Origin of the sequence: Tenacibaculum skagerrakense (assembly GCF_004345825.1) — a bacterium.
GTDB classification, from domain to species: Bacteria; Bacteroidota; Bacteroidia; order Flavobacteriales; family Flavobacteriaceae; genus Polaribacter; species Polaribacter skagerrakensis.
Window position 1 is genome coordinate 567,484 of sequence record NZ_SLXM01000001.1, and the last position, 18,631, is coordinate 586,114.

Here is an 18,631-nt window from a genome sequence, read left to right on the forward strand (position 1 = left end):
TTAATCTGTTTTTTTATACTGGATGCACTAAAAATAATATGACTACGTTTGCTAATAAATCAATCCCTAAAGTCATGAAAACCGACAAAATCAAACTATTTTTTTTATTATTAATCATTAAAAACTTATCGTTATTTGCTCAAAACACATATTATGTAGCAATAGAAGGAGATGATAGTAACACAGGAACAGAAATTAGTCCGTTTAAAACATTTAATAAAGCTGTGTCTACAATGACTCCTGGTAGTACTTGTATTATTAGAGAAGGTGTTTATGAAGAGCAATTATTTGTAAATAAAAATGGATCTGAAGGACATTATTTGACATTTAAAGCTGCTGATGGAGAAAATGTAACTATAAAAGCTACTACTTTTATTAATGGTTGGCAATTACATTCAGGAAATATTTACAAGACATCAGTAGATATGTCTATTGAAGAGAGATTTAGAAATGTATATCATAATGAAGCTTATATGGATTTGGCAAGATGGCCAAATAATGAAGATAATAACAGGTTTACATTAGATTGTAAGTTTATAGAAAACGGGGGAAATAACTTTTTTACGCTTACTGAAGTTCCAGACTTCGATTGGGCTGGTGGCTTGGTATACTATATTGGTGGACATTCTGGTACGAGTTGGACTAGGAGAATTACAAGTAGTACGACAACGAGAATTGAACATGATGGTGTAGATATTACAAAATGGCCTTTCGATCCACACAACCCAACTATTTTAAGAAACGGGCATAGAGGTCAATTGTATTTATTTAATATACTAGAAGCTTTAGATTATGCTAGAGAGTGGTACTATGATGAAGGAACTAAAACATTATATTTTCAAACAGAAGATGGTTTAAAACCTGAAGATGATACTGTAGAGTATGCTACTCATAAATTTACAGCAGAATTAAGAGGAGATTATATTAAAATACAAGGAATAAAGTTTTTTGGAGGTAGTATAAAAATTACAGGAGATTTTAATGTTTTTGAAAATAATGAAGTAGTCCATGGCAGTGAAGGTTTCGATAATTTAGCAAGTACTTCAGCTGGAGTTGGTGAATCAGCCATTGAAGTTTTAGGACCGAGTACAGTTATAAGAAATTGTAGAATAAATCATAGCTCATCTAACGGAATTTCAATTCAAAATTGGGCGGGAGCTCATAATTCAATTATTGAAAACAATACTATCTCTAACATTGATTATTTAGGAATTCATGCTACTCCTATTAGATCTACTGCTAATAATGTAAAGGTATTAAAAAACACAGTTTTTAACTCAGGGAGAGATGGTATTTATGTGAGCGGAAATACTTGTGAGGTGGCATATAACGATGTTTCTAAAGCGCAATTAATTAATGCAGATTCAGGTGTGTTTTATACTGTAGGAAATGATGATTTAAAAGGAACTGAAGTTCATCATAATTGGTTTCACGATTCTAAACCACCTACTTATGCAGGAATAAAAGCTGCTGGGATTTATTTAGATAATAATAGTAAAGGATATGTAGTACATCATAATGTGGTGTGGAATGTATCTTGGTCTGGTTATCAGGTAAACTGGGAAAATTGGAATTTAGATTTTTTTCATAATACTTTGTGGGATTGTGGTCAAGCAATGGCTTCTTGGGTAAACGGTTACGAACAAAAAAATAATAGAGTCTATAATAATTATTCTAACGTAGGTGACTGGTTTAATGAAACAGGTTTTGATGTAAAAGATAATTTGATAACAGCAGTTTCGCCTTTTGTAGATGCCAATGCTCAGAATTTTTCTCCTGTAGAAACAGGATTAGTGGTTGATAAAGGTGTAGTTGTTTCTGGTTTTACAAAGCTATTTAATGGAACTGCTCCAGACCTTGGAGCTTATGAGTATGATGGTACTGCTTGGACAGCAGGCGTGAATGCCATAGAGGATGTAGGAAGTACTTTAAGCTCTGAAGATATAGTTAAAGATGATTCTGTTGAAACTATGTATCCGAATCCTGCTAATGATATATTAAATATGAATCTTAATAATTCTCTAGATTTTAGTAATTCATCAATAGAAATTTTTTCTATATTGGGAAATAAAGTAAAGTCGTTTGATATTGAAAAGAAGGTTATTGATGGAAAAGTAACGATACCAATTTCCGATTTAACAACAGGGAATTATTTAGTAAAAGTGATTTTACGAGACAGAATTAGTAACAAAATATTAGTAAAAAAATAAGAAACAAATAAAAATCGTCAAGTAAAATTTTACTTGACGATTTTTTAATATACTAGTTAGAAGTTTTTAAGATTCTTTTCTGTTTTCTCTAGGTTTTCTGTCGTCACGACGATTATCTCTAGATCCTCTATCTTTATTATCTCTTGGTGGCTTTGATACATGACCTTCTGGTTTAGGTAATAAAGCTTTACGAGATACCTTTTCTTTACGAGTTTTTGGGTCTACACCGAAGTATTTTACATCAATAATATCACCAACATTAACAACATCAGTAACGTTATTAGTGCGTTCCCAAGCTAATTCAGAAATGTGTAATAAAACTTCATTTCCAGGAGCTTCTGTATATTCAACAACAGCACCAAATTCAAGAATTTTTACAACCTTAGTTTCGTAAATGCTTCCTTTTTCTGGTTTAAAAGTAATTGCTTGAATTCTAGCTAATACTTTATCAATTCCTTCTTGATTAGTACCTAAAATTTCAACAATTCCTTCTTCTGTAGCTGGATCTTCATTTATTACAATAGTAGTTTCAGTTTCTTTTTGTAACTCTTGAATATGTTTACCACCTGGTCCAATAACTGCACCAATATATTCTCCAGCAATACGTACTGTTACCATTTTTGGCGCGTGAGCTTTAACATCCTCATTTGGAGTGGCGATAGTGTCAGTTAACTTTTCTAAAATATGTAAACGTCCATCACGTGCCTGTTTTAAAGCTTTCACTAAAATTTCATAAGAAAGACCTTTGATTTTAATATCCATCTGACAAGCAGTAATTCCATCTGCAGTACCAGTAACTTTAAAGTCCATATCTCCTAAATGATCTTCATCTCCTAAGATATCAGATAATACCGCATAACGATCACCATCAGAGATTAATCCCATTGCAATTCCAGAAACAGGCTTTTTTAATTGTACACCAGCGTCCATTAATGCCATAGTACCAGAACAAACCGTTGCCATAGAAGACGAACCGTTACTTTCTAATACCTCAGATACAATACGAACAGTGTAAGGACAATCTTCAGGAATCATTCCTTTTAAAGCACGTTGTGCTAAATTTCCGTGACCAATTTCACGACGAGAAGTACCTCTTAAAGGTCTTGCTTCACCCGTAGAAAAAGGAGGGAAGTTATAATGTAAATAGAAACGCTCTTCGTCTTGAACAGTTGGAGAGTCAATCATATTTGCATCTCTAGAAGTACCTAAAGTTACAGTTGCTAATGCTTGAGTTTCTCCTCTTGTAAAGATTGAAGAACCATGAGTTCTTGGTAAATAATCTACCTCACACCAAATTGGTCTAATATCTGTAGTTGTACGTCCGTCTAAACGTAAACCTTCATTTAATGTTAAATCTCTTACCGCTGCTTTATGAGCTTTACTGAAATATTTAGAAACTAAATCTCCTTTTTCTTCTAATTCTTCCTCAGTAAACATTGCTAAAACTTCATCTTTCACCTCAGAAAAAGCCAATCCTCTTTCTTGTTTAGACGTTCCTTTTTTAGCGATATCATAACATTTTTGATAAGCAGCTTCGTGAATTTTTGCAGCTAATTCTTCGTCTTCTGCTTCACCTTCATATTCACGAGTTTCTTTCTTTCCGAAAGCCTCAGCTAATTTTGTTTGAGCTTCACATTGAACTTTAATAGCTTCATGAGCAAAACGAATTGCGTCTGCCATTTCTTCTTCTGAAACTTCGTCCATTTCTCCTTCAACCATTGCAACGAAATCATTAGATGCACCAACCATTAAGTCGATATCTGCTTCTTTTAATTGTGCCGGGCTAGGGTTGATGATAAATTCTCCGTTAACACGTACTACACGTACTTCTGAAATTGGAGCTTCAAAAGGAATATCAGATAATTGAATTGCAGCTGAAGCAGCTAAACCTGCTAATGCATCTGGCAACACTTCAGGGTCATGAGACATTAACTGAATCATTACCTGAGTTTCAGCATGATAATCTTTAGGGAATAATGGACGTAAAACACGATCCACTAAACGCATTGTTAAAATCTCTTCGTTACTTGGCCTTGCCTCACGCTTCATAAATCCACCTGGGTATCTACCTGAGGCTGCAAATTTCTCTCTATAATCTACAGTTAATGGTAAAAAGTCAATACCTGGGTTTGCAGTTCTTGCAGATACTACAGTTGCCAATAACATTGTGTCTCCCATTCTTACAACAACAGAACCGTCCGCTTGTTTTGCTAATTTTCCTGTTTCTAATGTGATAGTTCTTCCGTCTCCAAGTTCAATAACTTGGTTAAATACTTTTGGAATCATAAAATGTTTTTTTCTAATAAAAAATTACTTTAAGTTGTGTGTTGTGTTGTGTGTGTTGTTGTTTCAATGGAAGTTGAAGTAGAATACAACTTTTGCTAAAGATAATAAAAAAGAGGCTGAAAATTCCAGCCTCTTTTATTTAGGTATTACTTTCTAATTCCTAATTCTTTAATGATTGCACGATATCTGTTGATATCCTTTTTCTTTAGGTAGTCTAACAAGCTTCTACGCTTACCTACCATTTTCACTAACGAGCGCTCTGTGTTAAAATCCTTACGGTTTTTCTTTAAGTGCTCAGTTAAGTGGTTAATTCTGTGAGTAAATAACGCGATTTGTCCTTCTGCAGAACCAGTATCTTCAGCGCCTTTACCGTGCTTAGCAAAAATTTCTTGCTTTACTTCTTTAGTTAAATACATACCAATATTGTTTTAAATAATTTTAATGTACCAATGATTTTCATTGAAGTGGCAAATGTACAACTATTTTTTGAAAGATTATGATAGGGGTTTGTCTAAATTGAATAATCTTTTTGATAGGTTAAATTAAACCTTTTTTAAAACTCAAGGTCAAAGATGCAGATTAACTTTTAATACTTATTAATTATGATACTTAAGGTTTTTAATTTACGATTACTAACAATTATGGGAATGTTAATTTTTGCATCATGTTCAAATAACGATGGTTCAGATGATGTAGAAACTGATTTAAGCACAGATGATGTAGAAGCAGTTGTGTTAGCGGATGATATTACTTCTGATATTGATAATATCTTAGAAGATGACGATAATGATTTCAACTTACTAGGGAAAGGTGTAGATCAAAGTAAAAGTAGTATAGCAGATTGCGTTGTTCGAACTGTAGAAGAAAATCCTAATGAAAATACAATTACTATTACGTTAGATTTTGGAGATGGATGTGTTGGTAAACGTGGAAGAGAATTTAAAGGAAAAATAATTATTGTTTATGAAAGAACAGATACTGGATATTCTAAATCTGTAACTTTTGAAAGTTTTTCAATAGATGGAAATGTACTTGAAGGGTCTAAATCAGTAGTTAAAGTAAAGGAAAATGAAAATGGAAATAAAGAAGCTACTCATACAGTAAATTTAACATTAACATTATCTACAGGAGAAGTAGTATCTCTTGAAGGAACTAGAACAAGAGAAAAAATTGAAGGTGATGACACGGTTTTAAGAGGAGACGATGTGTATTTAATTTCAGGAAACTGGAAGTTTATAAATAAAAATGGAGTAGAATTTTCAGGAACTATTCTTGAGAAGTTAAGAAGAGAGTATGCCTGTAAATATATTGTAAGCGGAGTAACAGAAATCTCAAAAAATGGAAATGTGTATACATTAGATTTTGGAGATGGATCTTGTGATAATAAAGCTACCTTAACAAATGCAAATGGAGAAAGCATAGAGATTTCATTACGAAATAAATAGGTAGTGTAGTAGTTTTTCAGTTAAAAAAAACCAGCCCAAAAGGCTGGTTTTTATTTTTATGCTCTAATATGTTGGTTTTGTATCAAATCTAAATACAAATTAACCTGTTTTTTTAAGTTTTTTCTTTCATAAATTGCATCTAAGAAACCGTGTTCTAAAACGAATTCAGATCTTTGGAATCCTTCTGGTAATTCTTTACCTGTTGTATCTTTAACAACTCTAGGTCCAGCAAAAGCAATTAATGCATTTGGTTCAGCGATATTAATATCTCCTAACATTGCAAAAGAAGCTGTTGTACCTCCTGTAGTAGGGTCTGTACATAAAGAAACATAAGGAATCTTAGCATCCGCAAGTTGAGCTAACTTAGCAGAAGTTTTTACTAATTGCATTAACGATAAAGAAGCTTCCATCATACGTGCTCCTCCTGATTTAGAAATCATTAAAAATGGAATGTTATGCTCAATTGAGTAATCGATAGCTCTAGCTATTTTTTCTCCAACAACACTTCCCATTGATCCCCCAATGAAAGCAAAGTCCATTGAAGCAATCACTAAATCCTTACCTAATGATTTTCCAACTGCTGTTCTAACAGCATCTTTTAATCCTGTTTTGTCTTGTGCGGCTTTTAATCGCTCAGGGTATTTTTTAGTGTCCTCAAATTTTAAAGGATCTTTAGCAGATAGTTTTTCGTTAAGTTCAGTAAACTCATTATTATCGAAGAATAGTTCAAAGTATTCTTTACTTCCTACTCTAACGTGATAACCATCTTCTGGACTAACATAAAGGTTTTTTCGTAACTCTTCAGTATCAATAATTTTTCCACTAGGAGTCTTGTACCATAAACCTTTAGGAGTGTCTTTCTTCTCTTCTGTAGGGGTTTGTATCCCTTTATCTTTTCGTTTAAACCAAGCCATATTACGGTGTATTATAGTATTTAGTCAGTTTGTTAATAAGCCCGCAAAATAAGTAAAAAACTAAAGTTAATTACCAAATAAAACTAAAAAGTGATTTTTACACCTATAATGTATTGATGTTGTTTAAGTCTTCAAAAGCCTTTTTTAAACGATTTTTAAAGGTTATTTCACCTTCACGAAGCCATTTACGTGGATCGTAATATTTTTTGTTAGGTACATCATCTCCTTCAGGGTTACCAATTTGAGTTTTTAAATATGGTAAGTTTTCAGTCATATAATCTCTAATCCCTTCATTGAAAGCGAATTGAAGATCTGTGTCAATATTCATTTTTATAACTCCGTAACCAATTGATTCACGAATTTCTTCAACTGTAGATCCTGATCCACCATGGAAAACAAAATCAATAGTATTGTGAGGAACATTGTATTTTTCAGAGATGTATTCTTGAGAATTCTTTAAAATTTTTGGAGTTAATTTTACGTTTCCTGGTTTGTATACACCATGAACGTTTCCAAAAGCAGCAGCAACGGTAAATTGATCGCTAACTTTCATTAACTCTTCATAAGCATAAGCAACTTCTTCTGGTTGTGTATATAATTTAGAGCTATCTACATCTGTATTATCAACACCATCTTCTTCACCACCAGTAATACCTAATTCAATTTCTAAAGTCATACCCATTTTGCTCATTCTAGCTAAGTATTCTTTACAAATTTCTATATTTTCTTCGATTGGTTCTTCAGATAAATCAATCATGTGTGAGCTGAACAAAGATTTTCCAGTTTCAGCGAAATGTTTTTCACTAGCATCTAGTAATCCATCAATCCAAGGTAATAAGTTTTTAGCAGCATGATCTGTATGTAAAATTACAGGAATACCATAAGCTTCAGCTAATAAATGAATGTGTTTTGCTCCGGCAACAGCACCAGCAATGGCAGCTTTTTGATTTTCGTTAGATAATCCCTTTCCTGCGTTAAATAATGCTCCTCCATTGGAGAATTGTATAATTACTGGGGCGTTAACTTCTTTAGCTGTTTCTAAAACAGCATTAATTGAATTAGAACCTACAACGTTTACAGCAGGTAATGCAAATGCTTTTTCTTTGGCTAATTTGAAAATCTCTTGAACTTCACGTCCAGTTGCAACTCCAGGTTTTATCATTTTTTATAATTTAAGTTTGTGTCATGAATAGTAACAAAACTACATAATTTTTCGATTATAATGAGAAAAACAAGAAGAGATTACGATTACGTTATAGTTAAGTCTTATCAAAATAAGCTGTCTATATTGAGACAGCTTATTTAGAATTGAAAATCTTAAATTTTATCTGTTGAATGGATACTCACTTATCCAATGGAAACCTCTATTTATTAAAAGAAAATCATCTTTTCCTAATTTTCTTGTTTCAACAGAAATAGTGTCTTTATTGTTGATAAACTTGAAATCGAATTTATCTTCTGACTTAGTATAGTTCATGGTAAAATTATCGCCTTTTCCTCTGTAGGGAGAAAATTTGATTTTTTTGTTTGTTGTATCAATTTCAGTTTTATAAGAAATTCTTTGTTTATTCATTTTTCTTACCTGAGCAGATCCTTGTCTTTCAAAAACAAGATATTTCCATAATTGTTTACTCTTGTAATGGGTTAAAGTATCTCCATTAATTACATGATTTGTAATTTCATATGCACCATATAATTTTGATTTAGGTGCATCACTCCCATATGTTTTTTTAGCTTCTAAAGTATTGTAAAAACCATAGCCTAAAGAATAAATTAGTACAAAGGCTTTTATTAATTTAAAACTTATGTCAAGAGGTTTTTTAAATATAGGACGTTTAATAACTGTTAATCCTTCTATTGTTTTACTTGAAAATAAGAATGTAAATAGCTTTTGAATATCTCTAGACAACAAGAATAAAGTCATTAATACTAAATGAGTTGAAAGTAATTTAACTGGTACATCATAAAAATAATTTACAGCCATTACATTCATAGCAGTCATTAATGTAATGATAGCACCAAAAGTTAATGTTCTTCTAAATAGTAGTAATCCAGCGAGCACTTCTGCGATTCCCATAAACATGTTATAACCCTGTGAAAATCCTAAGAAAGTCCACGCTAATCCCATTGGAGATGATTCACTGTAAGGTTGAAATAATCGATAAAAGCTTGGTTGAGAGAATTGTAATTGGATTACCTTAATTAAACCATAGCTAATTAACATTAAACCAACATAATATCTAACTGCCGCTGTTAACCAATAGTACAGCTTTTTGTAATTAGCACTTTTCTTGTCAACTAAGGACCATATTACAGTACTTACAGTAGCTATGAAAAATACAACGAACATAATTACGTAATCATAAGTTGTATCTCCACTTCCATTAGTAAATGTTGTTATATCATAAGGAAGGTGTAGGATATTTTTTCCTACCCAAGGGATGAATTTATGCAGTAATTCATTCGGGTAACTCATTAAACTACTCCAAAAAGGATAAGCCCCATTGTTTTGAAAAATAATAAATAAAAGGAAGTAAATGAATGAAAAACGGAATCCTATTAATTGGGTTTTAGACCAGCCATCTTCATTTTTTGAAGAAATGTTTGTCATTAAAGAAAATGCTAGAATCAGTAGATATACAATTACAATAAAAGGTCCAATTCCTGAAATAGATCCTGTACTTTGAGAAATACCACTACCAGTCATCAACAAAGAATATTTTCCATCTACTTTATCATTACTAGTTGAAATTGTAAATTCTTTTACTCTATAAGGTTTTCCTTTAGAAATACCCAGACTCCATTCAGGTAATAAATTATCTACTATTTTTGTTTCAAAACTGGAGTTTTTTATTTTAACTGGCTGAAATTCTCCATTTTCATCTTCGATATACAGTTCAAATTTGTCAAAATAAAATTTTCCGTTCTTGTAGCAAAGCGCTCCAAAATTTAGCTTTTCAGAATCTTTATTAATCGTTCCTTGAATAGTATACTGTTGCCATTTACTAGATGTAATTGGTCTGTCTTCCATATTATCAAAGAACCCTCTCCCTGCGCCTTCTTTATTGTCAACTCTCGCCCAAAGACCAGTTTTTGCCTTTTTATCAGTAGTTTCTACTTTCGCAAATGCTGTTAACTTAAACTTTTTTACACTATCAGTTTTAATTTTAATAACTTGACTAAATGGAGCCCAGTCTCTTGAAATTTGATTAATGGATTGTGCGTTACTTGATAGATTGATTATTATAGCAATTACAGCTAAAATTAACTTTTTCATATTTGAATTTGGTTTGATTAATTGTAAATGAATTCGATGAATTTATTCAGCGGCAATTTATTAAAACTAAATTGATTGTAAAATTTAGAATGGATAGTTTATACCGATGTTGTAAACAGCGCTAGAAAATCCAAAGTTTTGAAACCACCTCTTGTCTGCTAAATAAGGTTCTCTTAGCTTGAATCCTAAATCTAAACGAGCAACTAAAAACTTAAAATCGTAACGAATACCGAAACCTGTTCCCACAGCCATATCGGTTAGAGACTTTAATCCAGAGAAACGAGATTCTCCATCTACTAAAGATGAGTTGGTAATATCCCAAATATTTCCAGCATCCATAAAAATGGCACTTTTTAAGTTTCCTGCAATATCAAATCGATATTCAAAAGAAGTTAAAAACTTTAAACTACCAATATTATACTCTAAACCAGGTTGTCTTCTACCGGGACCTAAGTCGTATGTTCTCCATGCTCTAATATCATTAGAACCTCCTGCAAAATAACTTCTAGAAAACGGAATAGCAGAATTGTCATAGGTTATAATAGCTCCTAGAAGAGTTCTATGTGCGATTACATTATTTTGACCTAAATCCCAAAACTTCTTATATTCAATATCGGTTTTAAAATATTGAGCTATAGGAATCTTAAAAACAGTTTTTTGATCGTTTTGATTGGTTTGATTTGATAACAAACCCATTACATTTCCGGAATTGGCTATTCTTAACCTAAAATAGGAAAAATCATTGTCTTTAATGTTTACTTGATTATTGTAGGTGAATGCATACGCTATTTCAGGAATTAAGAAGTCAGAAGTAATAATCGAATATCGATTTAAAATATTTAAGTTGTCTCGATATTCTTCAGGATTTGATGCTAGAAAGCTTGAGTCGGTCAAAATATTTTCCATAAAGCGGACTATATTTTGGTTTTCTGATGGAGTGTTTTCAGGAAGTGTAAAGTTAGGATTAGCATTATCAATTTCCACTAACTTAGCATATTCCGAGCTGTAAATAGTAAAGTAATTGTCTACATTCAGGTTTCTAACATATTGTGCATTTAGCAACTCTAATTGAATTGATTTACGTTCGTTGAAATTCCATCGGTAATCGATTCCAACAGAGATGTTCTGTTTGTCCAGTGCAATATTTTTTTGAATATTTAACCCTGAAGAAAAAGTAGTTCTAGGCTGCATACTTTTTGGAACTAGCTTGTGTAGTCCAAAAGGAACCATAAATCTTGGCACTTCTAAAGTAGCATTGGTACCAATTTCCCAACCAGGTCCGTTTCTGGAGTTAAAATATCCACCAGAAAAAGAAAGTTTAAAAATTTCTGCACCTTTAAATGTATTTCTATTGGTAACTGAAAACTTCGCTGAAATATCAAAGTTTCGAATATTTGATCTAGATAATTCTGTTTCAACACCAATAGTATACTTTTCTCTTGGAGTCAAAAATATATTTGCTTCTAAAGATTCTTCTTCGTTACCATAAGGGTTATATCGTATTGAAGTAGATTTAAAATTTCGCAAACCTCTTAAATGAGTTTGAGTCAAGGTTCTTAAGGAGTCTGTATAAACTTGGTTAGGTTGTATAAAGATAGATTGACTTAAATATTTAGGATTATACTTTATTTTTTTGTGTGCATAAAAGTTAATTCCATTGTAAGAAATAGAATCTAAATACGGTTCATTTCTTTGTGCATAAGTGTAATCGGTATAAATGTTTATGTTTTTTATTTTTTGAATTTTGAAGGGTTTTGAAACATAATCACCATCCTGTTCCACCAATCTATCTAAAATGCCAAGTTCAACTTTTGTTTTCTGATAATTTTGTAGCGTATCATTAACAAATTCAATATAGTTTTCATTAAAATGAAAAACTCCTTTATTTCTAAATAACTTCACCAATCGATTTGCTTCATTAACAAAACTCTGATTTTTGTATTGATCTCCTACTTTTAAGAAACTTTTGTCTTTCTGAGTAGCGTAAATTGAATCTAATACTTTAGATCTAATATTTACAGAAATTGAATCTAAAAATGATGGTTTGTTTTTTTCAACGAAATAAGAAACGGTTCCTTTTTTATATGCAACAGAATCTTTTTTAGACCATACTTTAGCTCTAAAGTATCCTTCTGTTAAGAAATAGTTTTCTAAATTTTGAACAGTTTTATTCGTTTTTTTATCATTGATTATTACTGGAGCTTGCCCGTTATTTAAATACCATTGATTTAAACCAATAAAGGTGTTAGCAACCGCTATACTTTGTTTTTCAGAAAAAATGTCTTTAAATAAATTATACCATTTTGGGTGATTTACTTTCCACTCTTCTACATCTTGAGATCCTTTAGGGTTTCCTAAATTGTAAAAGTATAATGATAAAGGAAGTGCTCCCAAAACACGAACATTTCTTCGTTGTAATAACAGTTCATTTAATTTTTCATCATTTTGCTGAACGTTATCTATCGTGATTGTATTTTTAGTAAGTAATAATTCGTTTTCAGGTACATGTTTAATAGTGTTACATGAACTTAAGATCAGTATAAATAAAAAATAAAAAGAAAGTTTTTTCATTAACTTTACGCCTCGCATTTAGTCTTTTAATTTTGGGCTAGTTTTAACTGTAGTAAGTCTAGAAAAGCTAGAAATTACCGTTGTTATAAGTGAGTTTTATTACACACCCAAAAATAACTGATTTGTCAAAAATACCATTTTTATGGTTAAGTGCTGTTAAAAAACTGCCAATGAGTTTATCCAAAAATCAAACCAAACTAATTAATAGTTTACGACAAAAAAAATACCGACAAGAATACGGCTTATTTGTAGCTGAAGGAATAAAAGTAGTGAATGAACTTTTAAATTCTAATTTAGAGATTGAGCAGTTATTTGTAACAGAGCCTAATCTTGTTTCAATTAAAAACAGTAGCAAGGTTGTTTTAATTACGGCATCTGAACTTAAAAAAGTTAGTGCCTTTAAATCTCCGAATAAAGTTCTAGGGATTTTTAAAATTCCAAAAGAAAAAGAAGTAAAAGAGAAAGGAATAATTTTAGCCTTGGATACTATTAATGACCCTGGTAATTTAGGAACTATTATTCGTTTGTGTGATTGGTTTGGTATACAAGAATTGGTCTGTTCTAAAGATACTGTTGATTGCTATAATCAAAAAGTAATACAATCTACTATGGGATCTATTACAAGGGTACATATTGTATATACAGATTTAGTTGACTTTCTTAAGAACGCAACTATTCCAGTTTTCACAGCAGATATGAATGGGCAAAACGTTTACAATGCTGATTTACCCAAAGAAGCTATTTTAGTTATGGGTAATGAAGCTAACGGAATTTCAGAAGCTGTTACTAGTGCAATACAACAAAAGCTAACTATCCCAAGATTTGGTGATGTTCAAGAAACGGAAAGTTTAAATGTTGCAACCGCTACAGCAATCCTACTAAGTGAATTTAAAAGACGAACTTAAAAATGTGCTTCCATTTGATTTTTTTGAGAGAAAAACTCTAGTTCAGCATTTGATAAAGAAGAACTGGTTGATAAACTGTTTAAATAAGTTCTAATTTCTTGCGGATTAATTGGCTCTATTTCTTCTTGCTTATGTAATTCTGGATAACAAGAAATAAAGAATTTTTGAACATGGGCAATTAGTTTTATTAAATCGTTGCAATACACAGAAGAGTTGTTAAACCCATTTTCTTTACTAAAACGATGCACTAATCGTCCTCCTTTACAAACTTCTTTCAATGGACATTCCATACACTGGTTAGAAAGTTTTTTTGTAAAATCATTAAAGTATAAGTTTCCTAAAGATGTGTTTTGAATATCATCGAAGTCATTATTTTTAATATTCAATCCGGTCTTAGTAAATCCATGTCCACAAGCTTTTAATGAATCGATAGCTTCAATTTCTCCATTGGTTTCAATTACTAGAACAGTAGATTCATTTTTGGTGTTTTCTTGAAGTCTCATTAAAGAATTTAATAAGCCTAGGAATATGGGAATTTTAAATCGATTTTCGTCTTTTATCCAAATTTCAAATAATTCAATTAACCAATCAGCCATCGCTGTTTTATTTTTATCAAAAGGAAAATTATCATGTGTGTAATCTGGGATTAAAAAATTCACATAGCTTGCATTCATTTTTTTAAAGCTATTGTATATTTCTTGTGGACTTTCTTCAATGTTGATAACACAAGCAATATCAGCAAAATCCATTTCTTTTCTTAACAATTTAGCACTTTTAAATACGTCATCATAACTTCCATTTCCTTTATGATCAACCCGATACATATCATGTGCTTTTTTTGTTCCGTCAACACTTATACTAGGAGAAATATTTAATTTTTTAAATAATGTAATCCACTCTTTATCTAATAAAACGCCATTGGTTTGTAAGTCAAAATAAAAAGATACATTCGGTAATTCTTGTTGTATTTTCTCAACTTTATTCATAAAGTCAACATAAAAACTTTTAGGAGCTAGTAGAGGTTCACCACCATGAAATATAAAAGAGAATTCTTTTTTATTGTATTTCTGTATGTAGTTTTTGGTTTTGTTTATGATTTGATCTACAGTTTCACTAGCCATGAATTTTGGCTGCTTTTTATAGGTAGTGTCTCCTAAGTTGTACATAAAACAGTAAGAACAATTTAGATTACATCTACTGGCTATTTTTAATGCTAAAGAATTAAAGTTCATGGTTGAAAAGTGTTTAGTATTCGATTGATTTTTAACAAGGGAATTGTTACAATTCCCTTGTTGTGATTCTTATTTGTATTAGAATCTTAATTTCTCTTCCTCTTTTTCCGCAATAGCAATACATCTTTGTAGTTTATCACTCCAAACTTGACCGTATGGGCATCTTCCGCCACCACCACTAGTTGGGTAATAAATTACATCATCATCAGTTGGAATTGCTCCTCCTTTAATAAGAGATAAATCGTTAAGTTGGTTATTTGAAAATTTCTCTAATCCTTTTGGTAAAAAAAATGATTTTTTCATTTCAGTAAAATTTAGTTTTCTGCTTACTCTTTTTAGATTTTAGTTAAATACTACATTTTCAGCTTCCTGTAGATATTTAAACTTTGGTTACCGTTTATCTGGCAATAAACTGGTGTTGTTGCGAAATGTGCCAGCATTTCTTAACCTATAATTGGGTTATTTATAACTATATAAACAACTGTAAAATTTTGTTACCCTATTTGGATGAAAAAAGCGTATTATTTTTTTGATAACACGTTACTGTAAATCTTTTATGCCTTATGCTTTATGTTTTAGGTTGATTAGATGGTTGCAAATATTTAATCAATTGTAAAAAGAAAGAAGATGTAAGTGTTCTTATTTATAAAAAATGGGGGTATTTTTTGGAAAAAGTAACTTATAAAAAGTAGTTGTAAGTAGCTATTGTTTAGTTCTTTATTTTAAGTATAAGAAATAAAAAAACTCACTATTTTTAAAGAGAATAGAGAGTTTTAAAATTGTAAATAATATTTTTTAGAGTGTGGTTAGTCTTTTAAAATAAACCATTTATTTGAGCATCAATTCTGTCAATTATATACCCTAAATCTTCTGGTTTATCAACAAAATCAAGCTTATCTACTTCTATGATTAATAATTTTCCTTTGTTATAAGTGCTTATCCAAGCTTCGTAACGCTCATTTAATCGACTTAAATAATCAATGCTAATAGAGCTTTCGTAATCACGGCCTCTTTTATGAATTTGCCCAACAAGTGTCGAGATATCTGCACGTAAATAAATTAACAAGTCAGGAGGTGTAACCAGATTTTCCATCAATTCAAATAACGAAGAGTAATTACTGTAATCTCTATTCGTCATCAAACCCATTGCGTGTAAGTTTGGAGCAAATATGTGAGCGTCTTCGTAAATGGTTCTATCTTGAATTATAGCTTTACCAGTTTGACGCAGTTCTAAAATTTGACGAAATCTACTATTCAAAAAGTAGACTTGTAAATTAAAAGACCATCGTTCCATTTCACTATAGAAATCATCTAAATATGGGTTTTCATCTACCGACTCAAAATGAGGATCCCAATGATAGTGTTTTGCTAATAGTTTAGTTAGTGTAGTTTTACCAGCTCCAATATTTCCTGCGATTGCTATGTGCATACATCATAGTTTTAAGGCAGTCAAAATTACATATAATTTTCAATTATTTTTAAGTTTAGCAAGTTAATTTGTAACCATAACCTCTGATGTTAATAATTTCAACTGAAGGATCTTTTTTTAATTTCTTTCTTAATTTAGAAATAAATACATCCATGCTTCGGGCATTAAAGAAGTCATCATTTCCCCAAAGTTTGTTCAAAATAAATGTTCTGTCTAAAACTTCATTCTTTTTTTCTGATAGATAATATAGGAGTTCACACTCTCTGTGTGTTAAAAGCTCGGTGTCGTTTTTATAATGTAGTTTTTGTTTTTCGTAATTCAAGATAAACTCGCCTATTGGAATTTTCTCTAGATTTCGTTTTAAACTGACACGATCTAATAAATTGTAAACTCTTACAATGAGCTCTTCCATAGAAAATGGTTTTTTTAGATAATCGTTACCTCCATGTTGAAATCCATCAATTACATCTTTAGTTTGCGATTTAGCTGTAAGAAAAATAATAGGTATTGTACTATTTTCTTGTCGTATTTCTTTGGCTAATGTAAACCCATCTTTCTTTGGCATCATTACATCTAGTACCAAAATTTCAGGCTGTTCTTTTTCAAATAATTCATAAGCTTCTTCACCGTTTAAAGCATGAATTACTTCAAAGTTTCGAGTTTCTAAACTCTCTTTTACTATTTGTCCTAAACTAGGCTCGTCTTCAGCCAATAATAATTTTATCTTTCTACTCATTAGCTAGCTTAATTTTAAATACAGTTTTATTAGGATTTGCATTAAGACTTATTGCGCCACCATGCTTTTCGATGATTTTTCTTGTATAATATAAACCTATACCAAAACCTTTTACATCATGCGTGTTTCCTTTAGGAATACGATAAAACTTGTCAAAAATCTTTTCTTGTTGACTTTTATCAATTCCTTTTCCATTGTCTGAAACCGATATGGTAATAGTGTCTCTCTCAGCTATTAAAAGTACATCAATTTTATCACCACCATATTTTACAGCATTATCAATTAAATTAGAAACAGCATTCTCAAAATGAAATTCATCTACATGTAGAAGTAAGGATTTCGCATTAGATGAAAACTGAATATCTTTTTCGGTAGTTAATAATTGATGTTTGTTGGCTAGTTTTTCTAATAAATTAATTACTTCAATTTGTTCCTTTTTCAGTAATAATTTTTCACTATCGAGAGTTGCAGTTTCTAATAGTTTTTCAACCATTAGGTGTAGCTTTTTAATTTGATTTTCTGAAATAGAAACATATTTTTTAGTTTTCTCAGTGTCTTCAATAGCGTTGAAGTTATTAATAGCTTCTAATGCTGTAGAAACTGTTGTGATTGGAGTTTTGAATTCGTGTGTTATGTTGCTTATTAAATCGTTTTTTATTTCAGCTAATTCTTTTTGTTCATTAATGATTTTTAATAAATAGAATAAACTCGATATAACTGCTAGAGATAATAATAACGACAATAATATTCCAGTAGAACTTCTTTTTAAAGCCTCAGCTGAAGGGTTGGAATATTTCATTTTAAATTGTTTGTCAGGCCCAAGAAAAGTCGATTTAGACTCAATAATCTCAAATTGTTTTACAGGAACAGGATGGAAGTCTACCTGTAAAGTATCAGCCTTAAAGTATTCAAACCCGTAGTTAACATTAATGTTTTTTTGGATTAATTCTTTCCTAAGAATAGAATCTATTTTTACAGGATTAATAGTATCGTTTTGAACTGCAACAAAAACAGTTTGTAAACCTTTAATAAGCTTTAAACTATCAGTAGCTCTTTTACCTCTAAAAACTCTTACGTCAGAAATAGTATTGCCTTCAATATGAGTTCCTGTTTTACCATCTTTATGAAATTGAGTAATTCCTTTTACAGCATTATCGGTCTTAAATTTATAATTAAAACCAAAAACAGTATCCCCCATAATACTATCAATTGCAGAAGTAGTTTTATGAAAATCTGTTTCATCATCAGTCTCAAGTTTTATGGAAGTAATTTGAAAATCAACTTTAGAGGTTGAATCTTTTTTTCTATTCTTTTTGTTTGACTTATTGTGTGTACTATCTATTTTAGAAAAAATGTTTTTCCAAACGTTTTTCATTCTGCCCTGACCATTAGTGTCTTTTTCATCAGTAACAATGGCAAAATAACTTCGTTTAGATAAATCAGCAAAATACTGCTCTACAGCATTATCTAAACTTATCTGAATTTCATTCATTACACGCTGCTTGTTTTCTTGGTAATTTTTGTAATTCCAATAAAACTGAACTGCAATTGTGGTAATAATTGTTACAGTAATGAAATAAAGAATCCAATTATATTTTTTTGATTTCATACCTCAAAAGTACATTT

At 30.9% G+C, this 18,631-nt stretch carries 14 protein-coding genes; 3 read left to right on the plus strand and 11 right to left on the minus strand.

The genetic code is table 11. From position 1 onward, the window contains the following. Positions 1-74: 74 nt before the first annotated feature. The gene (locus EV195_RS02625; protein WP_165915672.1) at positions 75-2,210 is read left to right on the plus strand and encodes a T9SS type A sorting domain-containing protein; all 2,136 of its coding nucleotides are present in this window, start codon (positions 75-77) and stop codon (positions 2,208-2,210) included. A gap of 66 nt (positions 2,211-2,276) precedes the next feature. Here EV195_RS02625 and EV195_RS02630 read toward each other — a convergent pair whose 3' ends face one another. Further along, the gene (locus EV195_RS02630) at positions 2,277-4,496 is read right to left on the minus strand and encodes a polyribonucleotide nucleotidyltransferase (protein WP_132792497.1); all 2,220 of its coding nucleotides are present in this window, start codon (positions 4,494-4,496) and stop codon (positions 2,277-2,279) included. A 146-nt stretch (positions 4,497-4,642) separates the two neighbouring features. Beyond that, entirely contained in the window at positions 4,643-4,912 is a 270-nt protein-coding gene (gene rpsO / locus EV195_RS02635) for a 30S ribosomal protein S15 (RefSeq protein WP_132792500.1), read from the minus strand. Between the two features lie 186 nt (positions 4,913-5,098). Between rpsO and EV195_RS02640 the strand changes: the two genes are divergently transcribed. After that, entirely contained in the window at positions 5,099-5,941 is an 843-nt protein-coding gene (locus EV195_RS02640; RefSeq protein ID WP_132792503.1) for a hypothetical protein, read from the plus strand. A gap of 56 nt (positions 5,942-5,997) precedes the next feature. Here EV195_RS02640 and accD read toward each other — a convergent pair whose 3' ends face one another. From accD to tamL, 4 genes are all read right to left on the minus strand, one after another. After that, positions 5,998-6,855, minus strand: a complete 858-nt coding sequence (gene accD / locus EV195_RS02645) for an acetyl-CoA carboxylase, carboxyltransferase subunit beta (protein ID WP_132792506.1) — start codon at positions 6,853-6,855, stop codon at positions 5,998-6,000. A gap of 103 nt (positions 6,856-6,958) precedes the next feature. Beyond that, complete coding sequence (gene fbaA / locus EV195_RS02650) at positions 6,959-8,017, minus strand: class II fructose-bisphosphate aldolase (protein WP_132792509.1); 1,059 nt, start codon at positions 8,015-8,017, stop codon at positions 6,959-6,961. Positions 8,018-8,179: 162 nt separating this feature from the next. Beyond that, positions 8,180-10,132 carry a hypothetical protein gene (locus EV195_RS02655; RefSeq protein ID WP_132792512.1) on the minus strand — a complete coding sequence of 651 codons (1,953 nt, stop codon included), beginning with the start codon at positions 10,130-10,132 and terminating at the stop codon, positions 8,180-8,182. 84 nt (positions 10,133-10,216) lie between these two features. After that, on the minus strand, positions 10,217-12,703 hold the full coding sequence (gene tamL / locus EV195_RS02660) for a translocation and assembly module lipoprotein TamL (RefSeq protein WP_132792515.1): 2,487 nt from the start codon (positions 12,701-12,703) through the stop codon (positions 10,217-10,219). 170 nt (positions 12,704-12,873) lie between these two features. Between tamL and EV195_RS02665 the strand changes: the two genes are divergently transcribed. Further along, positions 12,874-13,608 carry a TrmH family RNA methyltransferase gene (locus EV195_RS02665; RefSeq protein WP_132792518.1) on the plus strand — a complete coding sequence of 245 codons (735 nt, stop codon included), beginning with the start codon at positions 12,874-12,876 and terminating at the stop codon, positions 13,606-13,608. Here the strand turns inward: EV195_RS02665 and EV195_RS02670 are convergent. From EV195_RS02670 to EV195_RS02690, 5 genes are all read right to left on the minus strand, one after another. Further along, a complete protein-coding gene (locus EV195_RS02670; protein WP_132792521.1) occupies positions 13,605-14,840 on the minus strand; it encodes a radical SAM protein in 1,236 nt (411 codons plus the stop codon). The genes EV195_RS02665 and EV195_RS02670 overlap by 4 nt on opposite strands. A 78-nt stretch (positions 14,841-14,918) precedes the next feature. Then, a complete protein-coding gene (locus EV195_RS02675) occupies positions 14,919-15,143 on the minus strand; it encodes a hypothetical protein (RefSeq protein ID WP_132792524.1) in 225 nt (74 codons plus the stop codon). 511 nt (positions 15,144-15,654) lie between these two features. Further along, the gene (locus EV195_RS02680; RefSeq protein WP_132792527.1) at positions 15,655-16,269 is read right to left on the minus strand and encodes a deoxynucleoside kinase; all 615 of its coding nucleotides are present in this window, start codon (positions 16,267-16,269) and stop codon (positions 15,655-15,657) included. A 55-nt stretch (positions 16,270-16,324) separates the two neighbouring features. Continuing rightward, the gene (locus EV195_RS02685) at positions 16,325-17,005 is read right to left on the minus strand and encodes a response regulator transcription factor (protein ID WP_132792530.1); all 681 of its coding nucleotides are present in this window, start codon (positions 17,003-17,005) and stop codon (positions 16,325-16,327) included. Then, positions 16,998-18,614, minus strand: a complete 1,617-nt coding sequence (locus EV195_RS02690) for a sensor histidine kinase (protein ID WP_132792533.1) — start codon at positions 18,612-18,614, stop codon at positions 16,998-17,000. The genes EV195_RS02685 and EV195_RS02690 overlap by 8 nt, the downstream gene beginning before the upstream one ends. Between the last annotated feature and the right edge of the window lie 17 nt (positions 18,615-18,631).